This is a genomic window from Thermococcus profundus (assembly GCF_002214585.1).
In the GTDB taxonomy this organism is placed as follows: domain Archaea; phylum Methanobacteriota_B; class Thermococci; order Thermococcales; family Thermococcaceae; genus Thermococcus; species Thermococcus profundus.
The window spans coordinates 432,619-450,447 of record NZ_CP014862.1 but is presented as its reverse complement, the minus strand read 5'-3'; the positions used below and the strand labels follow the sequence as shown (position 1 = coordinate 450,447).

14 protein-coding genes are annotated in these 17,829 nt (G+C 55.1%); 7 read left to right on the top strand and 7 right to left on the bottom strand.

Annotated elements, in window-relative coordinates:
• From A3L09_RS02425 to rtcA, 5 genes are all read right to left on the bottom strand, one after another.
• Nucleotides 1-1,254 (bottom strand): DUF58 domain-containing protein, encoded by a 1,254-nt coding sequence (locus A3L09_RS02425; RefSeq protein ID WP_157727186.1) that lies wholly within the window; start codon nt 1,252-1,254, stop codon nt 1-3.
• Nucleotides 1,251-2,207, bottom strand: coding sequence for an AAA family ATPase (locus A3L09_RS02420; RefSeq protein WP_088858956.1), 957 nt, complete (start codon nt 2,205-2,207; stop codon nt 1,251-1,253). The genes A3L09_RS02425 and A3L09_RS02420 overlap by 4 nt, the downstream gene beginning before the upstream one ends.
• A 50-nt stretch (nt 2,208-2,257) precedes the next feature.
• Nucleotides 2,258-3,274 carry a hypothetical protein gene (locus A3L09_RS02415; protein WP_088857464.1) on the bottom strand — a complete coding sequence of 339 codons (1,017 nt, stop codon included), beginning with the start codon at nt 3,272-3,274 and terminating at the stop codon, nt 2,258-2,260.
• Nucleotides 3,271-6,297: a transglutaminase domain-containing protein gene (locus A3L09_RS02410; RefSeq protein WP_198362282.1), complete on the bottom strand. Its 3,027-nt coding sequence runs from the start codon at nt 6,295-6,297 to the stop codon at nt 3,271-3,273. Before A3L09_RS02410 ends, A3L09_RS02415 begins: the two co-directional genes overlap by 4 nt.
• Before the next feature lie 124 nt (nt 6,298-6,421).
• Nucleotides 6,422-7,453 carry an RNA 3'-terminal phosphate cyclase gene (gene rtcA, locus A3L09_RS02405; protein WP_088857462.1) on the bottom strand — a complete coding sequence of 344 codons (1,032 nt, stop codon included), beginning with the start codon at nt 7,451-7,453 and terminating at the stop codon, nt 6,422-6,424.
• An 80-nt stretch (nt 7,454-7,533) separates the two neighbouring features.
• Between rtcA and A3L09_RS02400 the strand changes: the two genes are divergently transcribed.
• A complete protein-coding gene (locus tag A3L09_RS02400; protein WP_232473562.1) occupies nt 7,534-8,097 on the top strand; it encodes a hypothetical protein in 564 nt (187 codons plus the stop codon).
• Here A3L09_RS02400 and A3L09_RS02395 read toward each other — a convergent pair.
• On the bottom strand, nt 8,078-8,923 hold the full coding sequence (locus tag A3L09_RS02395; protein WP_088857461.1) for a hypothetical protein: 846 nt from the start codon (nt 8,921-8,923) through the stop codon (nt 8,078-8,080). The genes A3L09_RS02400 and A3L09_RS02395 overlap by 20 nt on opposite strands.
• A 23-nt stretch (nt 8,924-8,946) precedes the next feature.
• Entirely contained in the window at nt 8,947-9,459 is a 513-nt protein-coding gene (locus tag A3L09_RS02390) for a metallophosphoesterase (protein WP_088857460.1), read from the bottom strand.
• 138 nt (nt 9,460-9,597) lie between these two features.
• On the opposite strand from A3L09_RS02390, the gene A3L09_RS02385 reads away from it, so the two are divergent.
• The 6 genes from A3L09_RS02385 (at nt 9,598) to A3L09_RS02360 (ending at nt 17,827) form a co-directional block, all read left to right on the top strand.
• Nucleotides 9,598-10,092, top strand: a complete 495-nt coding sequence (locus A3L09_RS02385; protein ID WP_088857459.1) for a hypothetical protein — start codon at nt 9,598-9,600, stop codon at nt 10,090-10,092.
• On the top strand, nt 10,092-14,747 hold the full coding sequence (locus tag A3L09_RS02380) for an LAGLIDADG family homing endonuclease (RefSeq protein ID WP_088857458.1): 4,656 nt from the start codon (nt 10,092-10,094) through the stop codon (nt 14,745-14,747). The genes A3L09_RS02385 and A3L09_RS02380 overlap by 1 nt, the downstream gene beginning before the upstream one ends.
• Before the next feature lie 69 nt (nt 14,748-14,816).
• Complete coding sequence (locus A3L09_RS02375; RefSeq protein WP_088857457.1) at nt 14,817-15,248, top strand: translation initiation factor IF-2 subunit beta; 432 nt, start codon at nt 14,817-14,819, stop codon at nt 15,246-15,248.
• Between the two features lie 131 nt (nt 15,249-15,379).
• Complete coding sequence (locus A3L09_RS02370; RefSeq protein ID WP_088857456.1) at nt 15,380-16,948, top strand: carboxyl transferase domain-containing protein; 1,569 nt, start codon at nt 15,380-15,382, stop codon at nt 16,946-16,948.
• A 16-nt stretch (nt 16,949-16,964) separates the two neighbouring features.
• Nucleotides 16,965-17,339 carry an OadG family protein gene (locus A3L09_RS02365; protein WP_088858954.1) on the top strand — a complete coding sequence of 125 codons (375 nt, stop codon included), beginning with the start codon at nt 16,965-16,967 and terminating at the stop codon, nt 17,337-17,339.
• A gap of 2 nt (nt 17,340-17,341) precedes the next feature.
• Complete coding sequence (locus A3L09_RS02360; protein WP_088857455.1) at nt 17,342-17,827, top strand: acetyl-CoA carboxylase biotin carboxyl carrier protein subunit; 486 nt, start codon at nt 17,342-17,344, stop codon at nt 17,825-17,827.
• Nucleotides 17,828-17,829 lie beyond the last annotated feature (2 nt).

The following is a 17,829-nucleotide window of genomic DNA, read 5'->3' as shown; positions in this document are numbered from 1 at the left end:
TCACCTCACCATCCTCACGGTTTTTGAGAGGACTGAGGAAACGTCAGTTTTTCTAACGTCCCACTGGAAAACGTGGGCCAGTCCACGGAGATCGTTCTCCACCGCGAGCTTCTTCAGCCTTATGAGCTCGACTTCCTTTCCCTCGAACATTGAGTACGGGAACAGGTCGAAGACCATGGCCGGGGGCCTGCCCTTGTAGTACTTCATTACGGACTTCAAGGCGGTCCTGAGTTCCTCCGAGTCCAGGAGGTTTGACACGACGACCAGAAGGGGGGAGTACTGGATGAGAACCCTCTCACTCTTTTTGAAAGCTCCGACAAAACCCTCGCCCGTTCCCTGGCTCAGCTCGACCTCCATGAGTTTCTTGACCATTGCGTAGAGCTGTCTGTTGCCAGGGGAAGGCATCAGGAGCTCCCCCCTACCAACAACGTAGAGGCCGACGTTGTACCCCCTCCGGAGGAAGTAGTAGGCTAAAGAGGCCACCAGAGACACCGCGTACTCAAGGGGGTTCTCCATGAAGCTCCCAACCCCCATAGCCGCCCTGGCATCGACGTAGAACATGACGGTCTTTTTGCCCTCCCTCTCGTATTCGTTCACTAAAACATCGCCCCTCCTCGCGCTCGCCTTCCAGTTTATGAACTTCACAGGATCCCCTGGCCGGTACTCCCGTATCTCCTTAAAGTCCGTGGAGATCGGACCGGTCAGGGAGTAGCTGGTGAGGGGAATGGGTATCTGGGAGCGCGTGTTTACGGTTCTAACCCTTCTGGGCGGCTTTACAAGGGGGAGAACCGTTACAGTCAGGACGTCTCCTGCAGGGATTACTCCCCCAGGCCCAAACTTCAGCAGGGGTTCAACGTAGACCTCCGCCTGGGGAAGAGTATAGCGTCCCCTCCTCGGAACGCGGATTTTAATGGTAAACTCCTTCTCCAGCTTCCTGGGTCCCTTGAAAACTGCCCATACGTTAGAACCCTCCACAAGCTCGACCTCAGGAGGGAGCGGCTGGCGGAGGAGGATGAAGCCCATTCCGCCCTCCACCCTAAGCCTTATCCTCAGGGGTATCTCATCGCCCGGGCGGTACGGCCCCTTCCCCACTTCCCTTTCGACGGCCACACCAGCAGGGGGCCGAATGGCCAGTCCAATGGCCAGGGCAAAGAGCGGGAAGAGCGAGAGGTAGATTACCTCCGTCATCTCGGTGAGGGCTCCAAGGAGGGCCAGGCCTACAGAGGTGTAAAAGAGGGATCTGGCTAACCTCAAGCCTCCTCCCCCGGTTTGAACTTCTTCGGGACCTCCACCCTCTTGAGGACTTCCTCCACTATGGACTCCGTGGTGACGTCCTCAAATGAGTACTCCGGTTTGAGAACCATTCTGTGGGCCAGAGCCTCAACAGCATAGGCTTTAACGTCGTCCGGGATAACGAAGTCCCTCCCGCTGAGCATGGCATTGGCCTTGCTTATCTTGAGGAGCGTTAACGCTCCCCTCGGGCTCGGACCGGCCTCAACCCTCTCGTCGGCCCTGGCTGTCCTGACTATCTCCGCTATGTACCTGAGGATCTCCCTGTGGATGAAGATGTTGTTCTCCACGAAGTCCTGCATGGCCAGGAAAGTCCCCCTGTCTATGACCGGCTCCATGTCAACGGTCGGATCGTCCTTGGCCCACCTGATCCTGGCTTCCAGTATGGCTATCTCGTCGTCGAGGCTCTTTGGATAGCCGACGCTCATCCTGAGGGCAAAGCGGTCAAGCTGGGCCTCGGGGAGGGGATAGGTCCCCTCGTACTCTATCGGGTTCTGGGTGGCCATCACGAAGAAGGGCCTCTCAAGGACGAGGGTTTCGCCCTCAATAGTTACTTGCCTCTCTTCCATTGCCTCAAGCAGGGCCGCCTGGGTCTTTGGGGGTGCCCTGTTTATCTCGTCCGCGAGGAGGACGTTGGTGAAAATCGGCCCCTTAACGAGCTCGAACTTTCCGAGGTTCTGGCGCCAGACCTTGGTACCCAGTATGTCGCTCGGAAGCAGATCCGGGGTGAACTGAACGCGGCGGTAGTTGAGGCCAAGGGCCTTTCCGAAGGCCTTGGCCAGAAGGGTCTTTCCAAGGCCCGGGTGATCCTCGAAGAGCACGTTGCCGTTAACAAGCGAGGCCGCGAGGGCCTTTCTCACCACCGGCTCGTTCCCTATGTAGACCCTTGAGATCTCCTTGACGACTATATCGGCCATTTTAGAGTACGTCTCCACCCGTTCGGCGTTTTCCGGAAGGGCAACCTGACTCATCCCCTCAACCTCCCGATTATTTCTTCAACTATCCTGATCCTCCTCTCCATGTCCTGCCTCTCGTACTTCTTAACCAGCCAGCCAGGAGTTAGGGAGGAGTAAGATGTACCCTCGTATTCGACGAGGGGTTTGATAACCTCCATCAGCGCATCAGGACTCCCGTACGCCCTGGAGCCGTAGTAGGAGAGGTACGCGATTAGGGGGAGCTTGTTCTTTCTCACCACGAACTCGTCAATCGCGTTCTTGGCCTCCCTAAGGGCCTCATCCTTCACTATTTTAACCCTGGCCTCGTGCTTCTCCCACTCACCAAGGAGGAACGGCTCCAGGTCGCTACCCATGAAGTACCTCCCCACGATGAGGAGCACAACGACCGATACCGCGACAAAGAGGGCAAGGTCGATGAGAAAAGCAATCTCCGGGAACAGCTCCCTCAAGTAGTCTCTGCCACCCACGTAGAGGGCTATCAGCACGAAGGCTATTATGAGCCCCTTCGCCCTCTTCTCGATGTAGTCCCCTCCAAGAAGGGCCTCCCCGAATCCGAGGGAGTAAACCACAAGGGGGGCGAAGCCGAGGTAGAAGAAAATACTGGAGAGCCACGGAGGCGCCCCCATATCCTTCAAAAGCTGGGACAGTCCGAGGAAGGCAACGAAGAGCCCCACACCCCTAACTAGGAGGTCAAACTTCCTAGGGGTCTGGGATGCCTCCTTGGCAAGGACTGATCCAAAGATCAGCACCGCGAGGCCCGTCTGGAAGTGGAGCCGCGAAGGATCGTAGGGGGGATAAGTGGGGTACGTGTACACGAACATTGAAACCGCAAGCCCCCTCAAAAGGCCGGGGATGACCGGAAGGTCGAAGGCACCCGCGAGGCTTGCAAGGGAGAGCACTCCAAACAGATAGAGGAGCGGGGTCTGAAGACCCGAGTACGCGTCAAGGGGAGGCTGTGTGAAGATAAACAGTGAAACCACTGTAAGTATCGGGAACACCGCAAGACCAGCAGTGAACCGGAACTTCATTTGACCACCTCCAAGCTTCTGAGGGCCTCCACAAACTCCTCAAATTCCTCCCGCGAGAGTTCGACGTCGCCGTATCTGGCCAGCTCGAAGATCCGGGTGATGTGCGAGAGCGGACCCTCCTGCAGCCCCTTTGAGAGGAGGGCGGCCTTTATCTCCTCTGGAGTAGAGTCGGCAACACGTACTCCCCGCGATGCAGCGAAGGGCAGGAAGTAATCCTCGTAGAGCTTTATGACGGCCTTCTTGGGCCGCAGTACGTAGACAATCCTCTCCCTCCTTCCAGCTTTTAGGGTGTGAACCCCCTCGGGGAGGCTGAGAGAGAATACCCTGCCGTGCCCGACGTGCTTTCCGTCGACGTAGAGATCCGACTCCCTCGACAGAACTACCTTAACCTTCTCCCCAGGAAGGTAGACCTCCCGCTCAAGCTCTATCTCAGGACTTCCGAGGGACTTAAGCCTGTCAAGGGAGACAGGAACCCCACCGGAAACCCCTGCCCTCACGAGGAGAACCGCGCCCAGGAGGACAAAGGGCAGTATGAGGAACAGGATGAAGTTGCCTCCGAAGGAGGGACTGAACCCGGAGATACCTATCGGGGCGCTCACATCGGGGGATGGGAGGTTTATGGACGGAACTTTATCCCCCACAGAGGGGAGGTTCACCTTTGGGGCCTCAAAGTCCGCCTTCGGAATCTCCAAGTGGCCGATGCCGCCTTTGAGGGGCAGCTCTATTCTCTTTCCCCCAAGGTTAAGCCCGAGCTTCCCGGACAGCGACCTTCCGGATGAGTCGAAGGCCCCCATGCTGAACTTCAGGTTCTCGCCTTCCAAACCCTCGGGAAGGGCGACGAAGAACTTACCGTTGGACTTCACGACGGTGGGCAAATTGGGGAGTATCCTGCCAGAGCTCAGGGCTATCTCCTTCTCATCGATCGTCGTCCCATCGATCAGGAACTTTAACGGAAGTGTATTAACTCCGCTCGATCCTTCCTCCGGAAATTCCACGGGCAGGTTGAGCTCAAACCTGCCGTCCTTGACCTCTACTGGAACCTTCCCCGAAGGAGTCTGGATCTCCAGCTTCCCGTCTTTCATGCCCTCAACGGTTCCAATGAGCTTAAGATAGTCCCTGCCCATTGAAGAGTAGGGTTTCATGTCGAGATTGACCTTTACCGCAGTGATCTTGGTCTCTAAAGGCTCCAGCTCACCCGATCTGGGTATCAGTTTAAGCTCATGATCCCCCGGAGACGCGTTGAGGGGAACCGAAAAGAGGCCGTTCTTGGGCACGACGGAGGCTACTTTTTGTCCATCGAGCAAGACGTCTATGGGAACGTCCTTTGGCGCCGTTCCGGTGAGGTTGAAATCGCCGGCCGGAACGAGCCCGCTAGAACCTATCGTTATCCTTTCGGCTGGAAGAATCCTCACGACGGGGTCGCTATCGCCAAGGTAAGGGAAGTTGAGGTATCTGACGACGAGCCAGTAGTTCCCTGGCGCTATGTCCTTGGGAACCGACGCATGGATGGTGTATTTCCCGTTTCTCACCTCGGCACGTCCAACCACGTACCTCGCCTCTCCCTTCCTGAGGCCCAGAACCGCTTCCACGGTTCCGCCTGATAGGGCCTGACCATGCCAGAGAACCCTCCCGAAGACCGTGAAGTTCGAACCGGCCCTTATTTCACTGGGGTACCCCTCAACAGTAACCGTGACGTTGTCGGTCACAACTATGGGGAACTTAACGGAGAACCCCTTAGAAGTGAAAGTGATCCAGTAAACCCCCGGAGTATCTGGGGCCCTTATGGAGAGCTCGTACTCCCCCTTCCTCTCAACGGGAACCTCAGAAGAAATCGTGAATTCTAGTCCGTGAACAAGCAACACCCTCACACGGGCTTCCTCACCGGGGGAAAGAAACGGCGGGAGATCTACAACATCTATCCCCACGTCCCCGGGAACGAGGCGGAGGTAGCGGAAGGTGCCTCCCCAGACTGGCAAGTAGAGGACGGTTTTTCTCTCAAGATCGATCTCAAAAGGCGGCTCCCTCAGAGAACCATCCCAGTAAACTTTTCCCTGAATGTTCCTGATTTTAAAGTGTCTGTCGTAGGAAGCCTCAGTGAAGACAACCGGGGAGGAGGGAACGGGATCAAACCTGACCCAGCCCAGATTCCTGAACTCCACCTCCGGCCAGTAGGTCACGTTGGAGAATGGGACGATGCGGTAATCTTCGGAGGCCGGAACCCTGTAGCCTGCCACCAGCCTCGTCGGAAACCCCATCATCCTGGCAATTACAGCGAAGGCAGAGGCTATGTCGTAGGAACTTCCCCGCCTTGTCCTGAAGGCCATGTCAAACAGGCCTTCGCAGTCGGAGTTTGAATCCTCACTCACGATGAAGTTCTCCCTAAAGAAGCGTTCAAGGGCAAGCAGGTTTTCATAATCCGGATTGTCCGCAGCTCCAAATGCCATAGCCAGATGCATCAAACTATAGGGGAATCCCATATAAAACTTGAACAAACCCTCCGGAGCCGGGAAGTACTCGCCGGAGGAAGGCCTCTCCGTCTCCCAGTATGTAATGGAGTAGTTGGAGAGGGGTCCCTTTGGTATGTAAAGATCCAGGAGTGGATTGTACTCCACCGGGACTGAAAAGTTCCTGGGGTAGAGTGGAGAAAGGATGAAGCTGAGGTTGGCGGGATAGTAGACATTGATTGTTCTGAGTGATTTCACGGGGATCTCCGGGGGTTGATCACTCGGAGGAGAGCTCCTGCTTGAGTTTATCACCTCAGAAGTTTTCCACCGGCAGTTATCTCCCGGAGAGTCGAAAACGGCCAGACGAAGGTAAACTTCAGGACCGGGGGAAACCACAAAGTATGAGTCGGGCATGTTACGGATCTGTGGCACTTCCCGACCAAGAGGCCCAGAAACTCCGGCCCCACCAGAGACTGTTTTTTCTATCTGAACCGGAGAAAGGGGGGAGTAGCTCGATGCGGAGGCGAGAAGGAACAGTGACAGCACGAGCAGCAACAAAGACGCGAGGTACCTCCTCATTCCAACCCCTTTTAGGGGAAATGGCATCAAGATTTAAATCGTTATCGGTAGACATTTTCGTTACAAGGAGGATAAAAGATAGTCCGCCCAGACCTCGAAGGGAAGGACCCATTGAAAAAGAAAATCAGAACGAAACACCGCGGGCCTCAACCCTTCCCGGGCCCCCAACGTTCCCTTCAACTTTGAAGATCTTTCCAAGGAACCTCTCAACCACCCAGACGTTGGTGAGAAGGTGGTTGGTTATCTCCGAAACCGCTACCTCTCCTCCAGCGAAGGCCAGGAACGGTATCAGCTGATCGCCGAGGAACTTATCAACCGAGGCCCCAGTTTTCAAACTGCCTATCAGCTCGTCTGCAGCTTCCCTTCCCACGACCTCGGCGGGCTTTCCACGCTTTCCGAGTGCATCCCCGCCGAGTCTAAGCCCGTCGGTCTCGGCCCACACCACTATCCCGCTCCCTGGACCGAGAGACCGGGAAACCTCGGTTTCTATCTCGACGGGGACGTTGTAGAACTCCCCCAGCCTTTCCCGAGCTACTTTGGCCTGCCTCTCAGCGACGTGGGCCGGTAAGTTAGTGGCGTGGCTTATCCCGGAGAACCCCCTTATTCTCCCAGCTTTGAGAACCCTGAGAGGCTTCCTTTCCTCCCAGGGTTCAACGCTCCCAACAACTAACCCGCCACCCTTCGGGTAGTGCCCCCTCCTCCTTACATCAAGCTCGACGTTGAGCCCCATCCTCCTCAAGGCGTGGAGGGTGACGTTCTTGAGGTAGTCAACCGGCGGGCTCCACGGAACGTCTGTACCGCCGGTTATCTCAAAACTCCCGCCGACGAACGCCATAGCCGGGAGCAAAGCTTGGAGGACAAGCGTTATGCTCCCGGCAGTTTTTATCGGCACCTTCACGTGCTCGAACTTTAGTTCCCCCGGGATGAACTCAAGCTCCGTAGAGCCGACCTGGGCCCCCTTGACCTTCGCCCCGCTGAGTTGCTTTAGGGCGAGGATTCCGTGGAGGTGCTGGGGCCTCAGACCCGGATTGGGCCTGTTGGCCCTGATCTTGGTTATCCTGACCGGTTTGCCAGTCACCGCTGAAAGGGCAACTGCAGTCCTTATTATCTGACCCCCTCCCTCGCCGTAGGAACCGTCTATCTCAACCCGCTCCATGCTTCCACCGAGATCCCTTACACTGAACCTTCAAAAACCTGACGAAAGATTTTTCTAGGGTAATCCCGACGGCATCAATGATGAAGATGAACCCGCTTGAGTTCTGCGTGAAATCCCTGAGCTATCCGCTGGGCATGGTTCTGGAGGGCCTCAGCCAGGGGAAAGGGGATGTCGTGGAGGTTAGAAATGGCCGGATAACCCTACCGGAGGTTCCCTTCGCCGCCAAGTGCTACCTCACCGCCAAGGCAATCTATATGAGCCTCGACCCCGTGGACGCAAAGAGGGTCTCAGATGACCTGCAGGGCATAAACGATTTCGCTGAAAGAATCCTGTCCTCAAAGCTCGGACCGCTGGTTGAGGAGTACTTCAAAAGGGGGCATGAACTCATTAAGCGCAGAGAGACAGTTGGTATAGACTGGCTGGAGTACGAGAGAAGGAAGGAGAAGGTAAAGCCTTACTTCGAGGCACTCTTGACAGGAAAAGAGCCGGAAGGTTTGGAGAACCTCACCGTCGACGAGTGCCTTCTGATATCCTACCTCGCGAGGGAGAGAAAGCTCAAGGAGAGGGTAAACGCGGTTCTCGGAAAGCACAACAGTGGGTTCAGAAAAGCGGTCGTGGAGTACTTCAAAGCTCTCCGAGGTTGAGCCTGACCGCGAGCTTTAGGGCCTCTTCCCTAGAAAGACCCTTCTTTTCGATCAGGGTCATTATCAGCTTAGCGAGAGCCTCAACGTTCCTCAGGTTGAGCTTCTCAGGGGGATAAGCGCGGAAGTACTCGGGATCCACCGGAAAGCCCAGCCTCGCTGAGAGCTCAGCGGAAAACTCCTCAACCGTCAGCGGGGGAAGCCTTAGGGTAACCGGGAAATCGAAGCCGGAGTACTTTCCAGCATCCTTAGTTTCGACGACTATCTGGTAGTCCCTCTCCCCCTCCAGGGCCGCCGCCAGCTCCCTAGCATCGGGCTCCCGGAGGAGCAGGGTCTCAGGGGGTATGAGTCCGGAGAGCTCAATTCCGCGGAGGTTCTCCACCAGGACGTCCACACCGAGGGAGAGGACATCTTCAATGGAGAGTTCTTCTTCAGGATTCTCCGGCCCAAGCTCATCACCCCGTTCCTCCATGATCCTCCCGTACAGGGACTCACTGACGAGGGTCACCTGGTAGACGTTTTTTGCATCCCCGAGGTGGAGAACCCCGTTGGAGAGGAGCTTTAGACCGAGCCTCGCCAGGGCGGAGCTCAGGGAAGACTCGGTCCTCGTAGTTATGGCCTTCCTCTCCCCAACGTCCTCAACTCCCCTGCTCACGAGTCGATAGTCAGTGGGGAAAAGCCCCCTAGCGTTGAAGAACTCCTCAAGGGTTCTCTTAGCCAGCTCCTCGTCCAGGGCATAGATCTTGACGAATTCCACGTTCTCCCTGCTGTCAACACCTATCAGAACAACGGCGTCGTGCCTTTCCTTCGGGGTGAGGATATCGTCCATGGGCACCGCCCTAAATAATGGGATCAGAGGCTCATAGCGCCTAAAAGCTCGCCAGTATCAAGGCTGATTATCTGGGCCTCTCTCCTCCTGGTGTCGAGCAGGGCAACGCTTTTGACACCGGTAACGTAGCCGCAGACTTCCCCTGGATTTATGAGGATGGTCCTCCCCACCTCACGGATCTCGTAGTGATGGGTGTGGCCGACAACGACAACATCGTAGAGCCTGCTGTGGGCAAGGGCCCTGACGAGAACCTCGTTCGTACCGTGGGTTACCGCTATTTTCATCCCGTCGGCCTCGAGCTCTATCAGCTCGTCGTATATCCCAAGGGCCTCGTATAGACCCTTCCTCTCACCGTCGTTGTTTCCGAAGACGCCCTTTAGGGGAGCGTTGAGGTTCCTGAGTTCGTTCGCAACAAACGGAGCCACGAAGTCCCCCGCGTGTATAACCAGATCGACTCTTTTCGAGTTGAAGAACTCGACGGCTTTCCTTATCGCCGGGAGGTTGTCGTGGGTATCGCTCATTATCCCTATCAGCATTACCTCTCACCTAAACGGGGTTGGGAAGGGAGGTTTATAGGGTTATCGTGAACCTCGGAGGACATGTGTACAGAGAAGATCATCGCAGCGGCGGGAAGGTTTATTAGCCGTTGGGGGTACGGGCTAAAAGGTGGTGGGATGTTCACGGGGAGGGCCCTGATACCGATCAAGATCCTCCAGCCCTACGGGGACTGGAACGCCGGCGATATAGCCCTGGTAGAGGATTGGAAGGCTAAGGTTCTCTGGGAGAGCGGTATCGGTGAGGTTGTGGACGAGACCGATAAAATAATCGGCGAGATAGACAAAGTCATAGCGGAGGAGCGGGAGAGCGAGCCCTTGGTTCCGCTCCCGGCGGGGCTCTACGAGAGGGCCGAGTTCTACATCTACTATCTTGAGAACTACGTGAGAAGGAATCCCGGCGACAGCATAGACGTCCTCAGCGTCAAGATGACTAAGCTGGCCAACCTTAAGAAGAAGTTCCGCTACCTAAAGGAGCTCCGCTTCAAGAAGATACTGGAAACCGTGAGGCTGAGGCCCAACAGCCTTGAAGTCCTCGGCCGGCTCTCCCCTGAGGAGAGGAGGATCTACATAGAGCTGTCCAAAATCAGAAACGACTGGCTCGGTGAGGGATGATGGAAAGGGAGGAGATGATATCACGCTTCACAAGCTTTCTGAGGGAGTACAAAGACGACGAGGGCAACTCCGTCTACATAGGCAAGCTCAAGGATCTCCTCACGGTAACCCCAAAGCGCTCTCTCACAATTGACTGGACTCACCTGAATTCCTTCGATCCCGAACTGGCGGAGGAACTCCTCAACAGCCCGGAGGAAGTCCTGGCGGCAGGGGAAGATGCAATCCAGATAGTCCTGCGCGAGGAACTGATGTACACAGGCGAGCTCAAAGTTCACGCCCGCTTCTTCAACCTCCCGCACACGCTCCTCGTCAAGGAGCTCGGGAGCGAGCACATAAACAGGCTCATCCAGGTGGAGGGCATAATCACCCGCGTGAGCGAGGTCAAGCCCTTCGTGCAGAAAGCCGTCTTCGTCTGTAAGGACTGCGGGAACGAGATGGTACGCCTCCAGAGGCCGTACGAGAACCTCATCAAGCCGGCGAAGTGCGACGCCTGCGGAAGCAGGAACGTCGATCTAGACGTCGAGAAGAGCCGCTTCATCAACTTCCAAAGCTTTAGGTTGCAAGACAGGCCCGAGAGCCTCAAAGGCGGCCAGATGCCACGCTTCATCGATGCAATACTCTTAGACGACCTCGTTGACACCGCCCTTCCAGGCGACCGCGTCCTCGTCACAGGAATCCTCAGAGTAATCCTGGAGCAGAAGGACAAGAGGCCGATCTTCAAGAAGGTTCTCGAGGTCAACCACATAGAACAGCTCAGCAAGGAGATAGAGGAGCTGGAGATCTCCCCAGAGGACGAGCAGAAGATAAGAGAACTCGCTAAAAGGAAGGACATAGTGGATGCGATAGTGGATTCGATAGCGCCGGCAATATGGGGCCATAAGACGGTGAAGAAGGGCATCGCTCTGGCGCTCTTCGGTGGAGTCCAGAGAACCCTGCCGGACGGAACGAAGCTGAGGGGAGAGAGCCATGTACTTTTGGTTGGAGATCCGGGAGTAGCTAAGAGTCAAATTCTCCGCTATGTGGCCAATCTGGCGCCGAGGGCGATTTATACGAGTGGGAAGAGCAGTTCCGCAGCCGGCCTCACAGCGGCCGCCGTCCGCGACGAGTTCACGGGCTCCTGGGTGCTGGAAGCCGGTGTTTTGGTCTTAGCCGATGGTGGGTTTGCCTGCCTACACCCAGACTCCCGCGTCCTCGTCGATGGGAAATACCAGCGCATAGAGGACTTGTTCGAGCTTCAGAAGTCGTATAAAGCGCGCTCAGGCAACGAAATCGTGGACATACAGGAGAAGGACATGGAAGTAGCCTCTCTTGACCTCTCCACCCTGAAGACAAGAAAAAGCACCGCGACGATAATCCGCAGGAAGTCGTGGAAGGGAGATCTAATCCACCTAAAGCTACGCTCAGGCAACGAGATAACCCTAACCCCTGATCACCTGCTCATAGACGGGAACACTCTAGAGTGGAAGGAAGCGGAGAGATTCAGAGTTGGGGACAAGGTAATATCACCTCTAAAGCTACCGAACAACACCTCCAAGGTTTACATACTTGACATACTGCCCGAAAGTTGGAAAGTAAAGCTTACAAGGGAAGAAAAAGAGGAGCTGAAGAGGGAGATACTCAAACACTACAGCAGTCTCGCCGAGTTCAACAGAAGATACAACGTTTCAAGGGATTTCCTCTCAGGTAAAAGTTCAATAACAGTCGGAAAATTCAGACAGATTCTAAAAGACCTCGGCGTTTATGGAGCATGGAGAGAGCGCCCGCTTACTTACGGGCCAAACTACCGCAGGGAACGGCTCAAAGTTGCATATATAACACCTGAGCTAGCGTACTTTATTGGCTTCCTCTACGGCGATGGATGGATATCAAAGCAGGGTTCAAAAGTCCACGTGAGGATCGTCCAGTCAAAGGTTCATCAGGAGCAGATTGAGAGAATCAGAAAAGCATTTAGAGCGTTCTACAACGGCGAACTTAGAGAATACAAGAGGAGAACTAAAAGCGAGGTAGCAGGAAACAAGGTGGAGAGTGAGTCCATAACGTTCCACATAAGTTCTCCACTGCTGGCCTTCATCTACGAGTACTTAACTGGAGAGAACCTCAAGAACGCGTTCTCACTGGACGATGAAGCGCTCAAAGCGTTCATAGCCGGTGCACTCGACTCAGACGGATGCGTATCAGTCAAGAAGGGTAAGAAAGGTAGAGTCGTGCACATCGAGTTCCTTCTCTCCAATGAGATGGAGAAAGACAGGGCTTTCGCGATGCTCCTGCGCAGATTCGACGTTTATGCTAGAGTGATTCCCGGCAAAGGTGTAAATAGGATACGAGTAACCAGCAGAGAAGACGTAGAAAACCTCCTCAACGCGGTTAGAGACTACAGTGTCAAAATTAAGGAACTTCCCGAGAAGAAACACCTTGTTTCATCCTACAGCGACAAGATACCTCTCAAGCCTATGGAAAAACTTGCAAAGGAGATCCTCGACTCCGTCCCCTCCACCGCGCTCCAGAAAGCCGGTCTGTGGAGTACTATCTACGCCTACGCTCACGGAAAATACGCTCCCAGCAGGATACAGATAAGAAAGATAATTGATAGAATCGGACACCTAATTCCTTCAGAAACCTTAGTAAGGCTCAAGGTTCTAGCGACTAGGGACTACTTCTTGGATGAGATAATCTCAATTGAGCGCGTGCCATATGAGGGCTACGTATACGACCTTTACGTCCCGGGCGACCACAACTTCATAGCTGAAGGAATAATCGTCCACAACTGCATTGACGAGTTCGACAAGATGAGCGACAGGGACAGAAGCGCGATACACGAAGCCCTCGAACAGCAGAGCTACCACCACGACTTCGAGCTCCTCCTGGCCGATGGCAGGAAGGTGAAGATAGGCGAACTCGTTGATGAGCTCATCGAGAAGAACCGCGATAAGATAATCCTCGGCAAGGACACAGAGATACTGCCGGTTGATGACATCGAGCTTCTAGCTTACGATCTGGAGAAGAGGGAGATAGTCAGGGTAAAAGCAGACCGCGTGAGCCGGCATAAGGCTCCGGAAAAGTTCATAAAGCTCCGTTTCTCCAACGGGAGAGAAATAGTCGTAACGCCGGAGCACCCGATTATGGTCTGGGAGGACGGGAGGATCAAGGAAGTACCCGCCGAGAGGATCGTACCTGGGGACATAGCACTCGGCGTTCTGAGGTACCCGGTTCAGGTTGATGGGGAATTCAAAGAGTACTACAAAGATCAAAGAGCGGCCGAAGACTACCAGGATCACCTCTACTCCCAGGGGACAGTTTCAAAGATCAAAAAAACCAGCACAAGGTTCATCGTTGAAAAATCCGAGAGGGCACTGCCAAAGGAACTGGTAAAACCCCTAACCAGGGCAGGCAGAATACTCGGCGTAACCCAGACCCAAAAGGAGAGGGTGTACTTCAACCAAAAACTCGTGAAGGAAAGCCTCATCGAGGGCTATCTCCGGAGAGTTACGGAGAGGATGAGAGAGCTCGAAAAACTATCCAGAGACGAACCTGTGAAAGCCCTCGACCTGCTGCCAAAGGCCTGGCTCTATCAGAAGTACGGGGTAACCCACGGAAGACTCAAAAAGCTCGCGGGAGCCAGTGATCCCTGGGCCCTGAAAACAATACGGAGCGCGGTTGAGGAGAGGATATCACTAGCCATGGGGGAACTCAACAAGTTCCTGGAATGGTGGAACGCAAACGTTAACTTCCTGAAGGTAAAGCGCGCTGAAGAAGTTCAAAACGACCGCTGGGAGTGGGTCTACGACGTAACAGTCGAGCCGCATCACCTCTTCGTCTCCCATGGATTAGTCCTCCACAACACCATCAGCATCTCCAAGGCGGGCATTACCGCGACCTTAAATTCAAGGACGACAGTCATAGCCGCCGCCAACCCGAAGTTCGGAAGGTTTAACAGGATGAAGTCCCTTCCGGAACAGCTCGACCTCCCACCGACCCTGCTGAGCCGTTTCGACCTCATATTCCTCCTCTTGGATGAGCCGGACGAGAAGGTGGACGCGGACATAGCGGAGCACATACTCAGGGTCAGAAGGGGAGAGGCCGAGGTGGTGACGCCAAAGATACCCTACGACCTTCTCAAGAAGTACATAGCCTACGCCAGGAAGAACGTCCACCCAGTTCTGAGCAGGGAAGCCATGGAGGAGATAAAGAATTACTACGTGAGGATGAGGAGGGGCTTCAAGAGGAGCGGGGAGAACGAAGGAGAGCTCCAGCCAATTCCGATAACTGCCAGACAGCTTGAGGCACTGATCCGCCTGAGCGAGGCCCACGCAAGGATGCGGCTGAGCGAGACGGTCACAAGGGAGGACGCGAGAGCTGCCATAAGGATCGTGGAGGACATGCTGAGGACGATAGCCGTTGACGAGGAGGGATCACTGGACGCCGCGATACTTGAGGTAGGGAAGAGCACGAGAAAGCTCAACAAGATAGAGAAGCTCATAGACATAATAAACGCCCTTGAGAGCGAAGGGGAGTTCGGTGCGCCGGAGGACAGTGTGATAGAAGCGGCCAAACAGGCGGGACTCGGAACCGAGAACGACATCAAAAAGCTCCTGAACGACCTCAAGAGGGACGCGAGGATATACGAGCCGAGGGCAGGCTTTTACAAGACCCTCTGAGTTCATCCCCCACATTTTAAGCAACAAGGTTATAAACCGCCCTGTCCAGCTATGATGGAGGTGAGAGGGATGAGCGAGAAAAAGGTCGACTTTTACGATTTCGAGGGCCTTTTGGATAAGGCTTACGAGGAGCTTCCCGAGAACGTGAAGCACCACCGCTCACGTTTTGAAGTTCCCGCCGCCCAGGTCACGATAGCCGGCAACAGGACGATCATCGAGAACTTCGTGGACATAGCAGAAGCCATGAACCGAGACCCCAACCACCTCCTCAAGTTCATCCTCAGGGAGGTTGCCACGGCGGGAACGATAGAGGGAAGGAGGGCCATACTCCAGGGCCGCTTTACACCGTACCTCATAGGGAACAAGCTCAAGAAGTACCTCAAGGAGTTCGTTATCTGTCCGGTCTGTGGAAGCCCGGACACAAAGATCATCAAGAAGGACCGCTTCCACTTCCTCAAGTGCGAGGCCTGTGGAGCCGAGACCCCAATAGCGCACCTGTGATTTCATTCTTTTTCAATTTCCTCATGAACTAGTTGGACAAAATATCCAATTTTAGACCGCCCGAATTTCCTTGAAAACCCTTTTAAACTTTACAAACTACAAGGGCCCAGTTAATCCCAGGGGGAGTTCTCATGGGCATGGAGGAAAAGGTTAGCGAACTGTATGAGAGGAAGAAGAAGATCATGGAAATGGGCGGCGAAAAGGCCGTTGAAAAGCAGCATGCCAAGGGAAAGCTCACCGCCAGGGAGAGGATCGAAAAGCTCCTCGACCCCGGAAGCTTCGTTGAGATAGGCATGTTCGTGAAGCACCGCGGTACCGAGTTCGGCCTCGACAAGAAGGAGCTTCCGGCCGATGGAGTCATCACCGGCTACGGAACCATCGACGGAAGGCTCGTCTTCGTCTACGCCCAGGACTTCACCGTCATGGGCGGTTCGCTCGGAGAGATGCATGCAGCGAAGATAAAACGCATAATGGAGCTGGCCCTAGAAGCCGGTGCCCCGGTTATAGGCCTCAACGACTCCGGTGGAGCGAGAATTCAGGAGGGCGTCGACTCGCTCAAGGGATACGGCGACATCTTCAAGATGAACACGCTTCTCAGCGGCGTGGTTCCGCAGATCACAGCGATTATGGGTCCCTGTGCCGGCGGTGCAGTTTACAGCCCTGCCATCGGTGACTTCATCCTGATGGTCGACAACCCGGCGAGCTTCATGTTCATCACCGGCCCGCAGGTCGTCAAGGCGGTCACTGGAGTCGAGGTTACACCGATACAGCTCGGAGGTGCGATGGTTCACGCCCAGAAGAGCGGACAGGCCCACCTCATAGGCAAGAGCGACGAGGAAGTTCTCGCGTTGATAAGGCGCCTCGTTGGTTATCTGCCGTCAAACAATATGGAGAAGCCGCCGAGGGTTAAGACGAACGATTTACCATTCAGGAAGACCGAGAACCTCTACAGCATCGTCCCGGACGACCCGAACAAGGGCTACGACGTGAGGCAGGTCATCTACGAGATAGTCGACAGGGACGAAAACGGCAACCCGGACTTCCTTGAGATACTCCCATATTTCGCACCGAACGCTGTTGTCGGCTTCGGAAGGATGAACGGCCAGACGGTTGGAATAGTGGCAAACAACCCGATCCACTTCGCAGGAGTCCTCGACATAGACAGCTCCGACAAGATAGCGCGCTTCGTGAGGACGTGCGACGCCTTCAACATACCGATAGTTACCCTCGTCGACGTTCCGGGCTATTTGCCAGGAACCCAACAAGAATATGGTGGGATCATAAGGCACGGAGCCAAGGTTCTCTACGCCTACGCTGAGGCAACGGTTCCGATGGTCACCGTCATCCTCAGAAAAGCCTACGGTGGGGCTTACTTAGCTATGGGAAGCAAGCACCTCGGTGCCGACTTCGTCTTCGCCTGGCCCACCGCGGAGATAGCCGTTATGGGCCCTGAGGGAGCGGCGAACATCATATTCAGGAAGGAGATAGCTGCTGCCGAGAACCCCGAGGAAGTCAGGCAGCAGAAGATAGCAGAGTACCGCGACAAGTTCGCCAACCCCTACGTGGCCGCTTCGCGCGGATACATCGACGACGTTATCGATCCAGCCAAGACCAGGGCGAAGGTCGTTATGGCCCTCGAAGCCCTCGAGAGCAAGAGGGTAAAGCTCCCACCGAAGAAGCACGGCAACATACCGCTGTGAGGTGTGAAGAATGGACATGGCCCAGCTCGTCGAAGGCGGGTGGATAACTGTAATCGGTGTCACGGTCGTCTTCGCAATACTCGGAATCCTAGCCCTGATCCTCTACTTCGTCGGCTGGCTCGAGAGAAGGCTGGTGGAGAAGGAGAAACCAACTCCCCTCCCCACACCGACCCCAACTCCAGCCGCTAAGATCGAGGAGAGGAAGCCGACGATACCGCCGAGGGATCTGGCAGTTATAACAGCGGCAGTGCTTGCTTACACCGCGGAGAAGGTGAGCCAGCTCAGACCCCTGCCCTTCAGGAGGAAGGTTTCAGACGCCTGGCGCCTCTACGGCGTCCAGAGCCAGATGGAAGAAGTTGAAGATTTCAACTACGAGATGGGGAAGTGGTGAAAATGGCCAAGGTCAAGGTCATCGTTGATGGTGTTGAGTACGAGGTTGAGGTTGAGGAACTCCCCGGAGGAAAATTCAAGGTGAGCTTTGAGGACAAGGAATACACCGTCGAAGCCCAGGGATTGGGAATAGACGTGAGCACCCTCAGCGCCCCCACAGGCACTACAACCGTTTCAGCTACAGCTACCCCTGCTCCTGTTGTTCCTTCGTCTGCTCCGGTTCCCGCTGCTCCAGCAGCCCCAGCAGCACCCTCACCAGCTCCAGCCGCCACTGGCGAAGGAGTCGTCACAGCCCCAATGCCCGGAAAAATCCTCAGAATACTAGTCAAAGAAGGAGAACAAGTCAAGACCGGCCAAGGACTACTCATTCTCGAAGCAATGAAAATGGAAAACGAAATCCCAGCACCAAAAGACGGCACAATAAAGAAAATCCTAGTAAAAGAAGGCGACACCGTAAACACCGGCGACCCACTAATAGAAATCGGGTGAAG

Coding starts and splice junctions, on each gene's coding strand:
- A3L09_RS02420 (WP_088858956.1), bottom strand. CDS start 2,207: ATGGCCGATATAGTCGTCAAGGAGATCTCAAGGGTCTACATAGGGAAC.
- A3L09_RS02415 (WP_088857464.1), bottom strand. CDS start 3,274: ATGAAGTTCCGGTTCACTGCTGGTCTTGCGGTGTTCCCGATACTTACA.
- A3L09_RS02410 (WP_198362282.1), bottom strand. CDS start 6,297: ATGAGGAGGTACCTCGCGTCTTTGTTGCTGCTCGTGCTGTCACTGTTC.
- rtcA (WP_088857462.1), bottom strand. CDS start 7,453: ATGGAGCGGGTTGAGATAGACGGTTCCTACGGCGAGGGAGGGGGTCAG.
- A3L09_RS02400 (WP_232473562.1), top strand. CDS start 7,534: ATGAAGATGAACCCGCTTGAGTTCTGCGTGAAATCCCTGAGCTATCCG.
- A3L09_RS02395 (WP_088857461.1), bottom strand. CDS start 8,923: ATGGACGATATCCTCACCCCGAAGGAAAGGCACGACGCCGTTGTTCTG.
- A3L09_RS02390 (WP_088857460.1), bottom strand. CDS start 9,459: ATGCTGATAGGGATAATGAGCGATACCCACGACAACCTCCCGGCGATA.
- A3L09_RS02385 (WP_088857459.1), top strand. CDS start 9,598: ATGTTCACGGGGAGGGCCCTGATACCGATCAAGATCCTCCAGCCCTAC.
- A3L09_RS02380 (WP_088857458.1), top strand. CDS start 10,092: ATGGAAAGGGAGGAGATGATATCACGCTTCACAAGCTTTCTGAGGGAG.
- A3L09_RS02375 (WP_088857457.1), top strand. CDS start 14,817: ATGAGCGAGAAAAAGGTCGACTTTTACGATTTCGAGGGCCTTTTGGAT.
- A3L09_RS02370 (WP_088857456.1), top strand. CDS start 15,380: ATGGGCATGGAGGAAAAGGTTAGCGAACTGTATGAGAGGAAGAAGAAG.
- A3L09_RS02365 (WP_088858954.1), top strand. CDS start 16,965: ATGGCCCAGCTCGTCGAAGGCGGGTGGATAACTGTAATCGGTGTCACG.
- A3L09_RS02360 (WP_088857455.1), top strand. CDS start 17,342: ATGGCCAAGGTCAAGGTCATCGTTGATGGTGTTGAGTACGAGGTTGAG.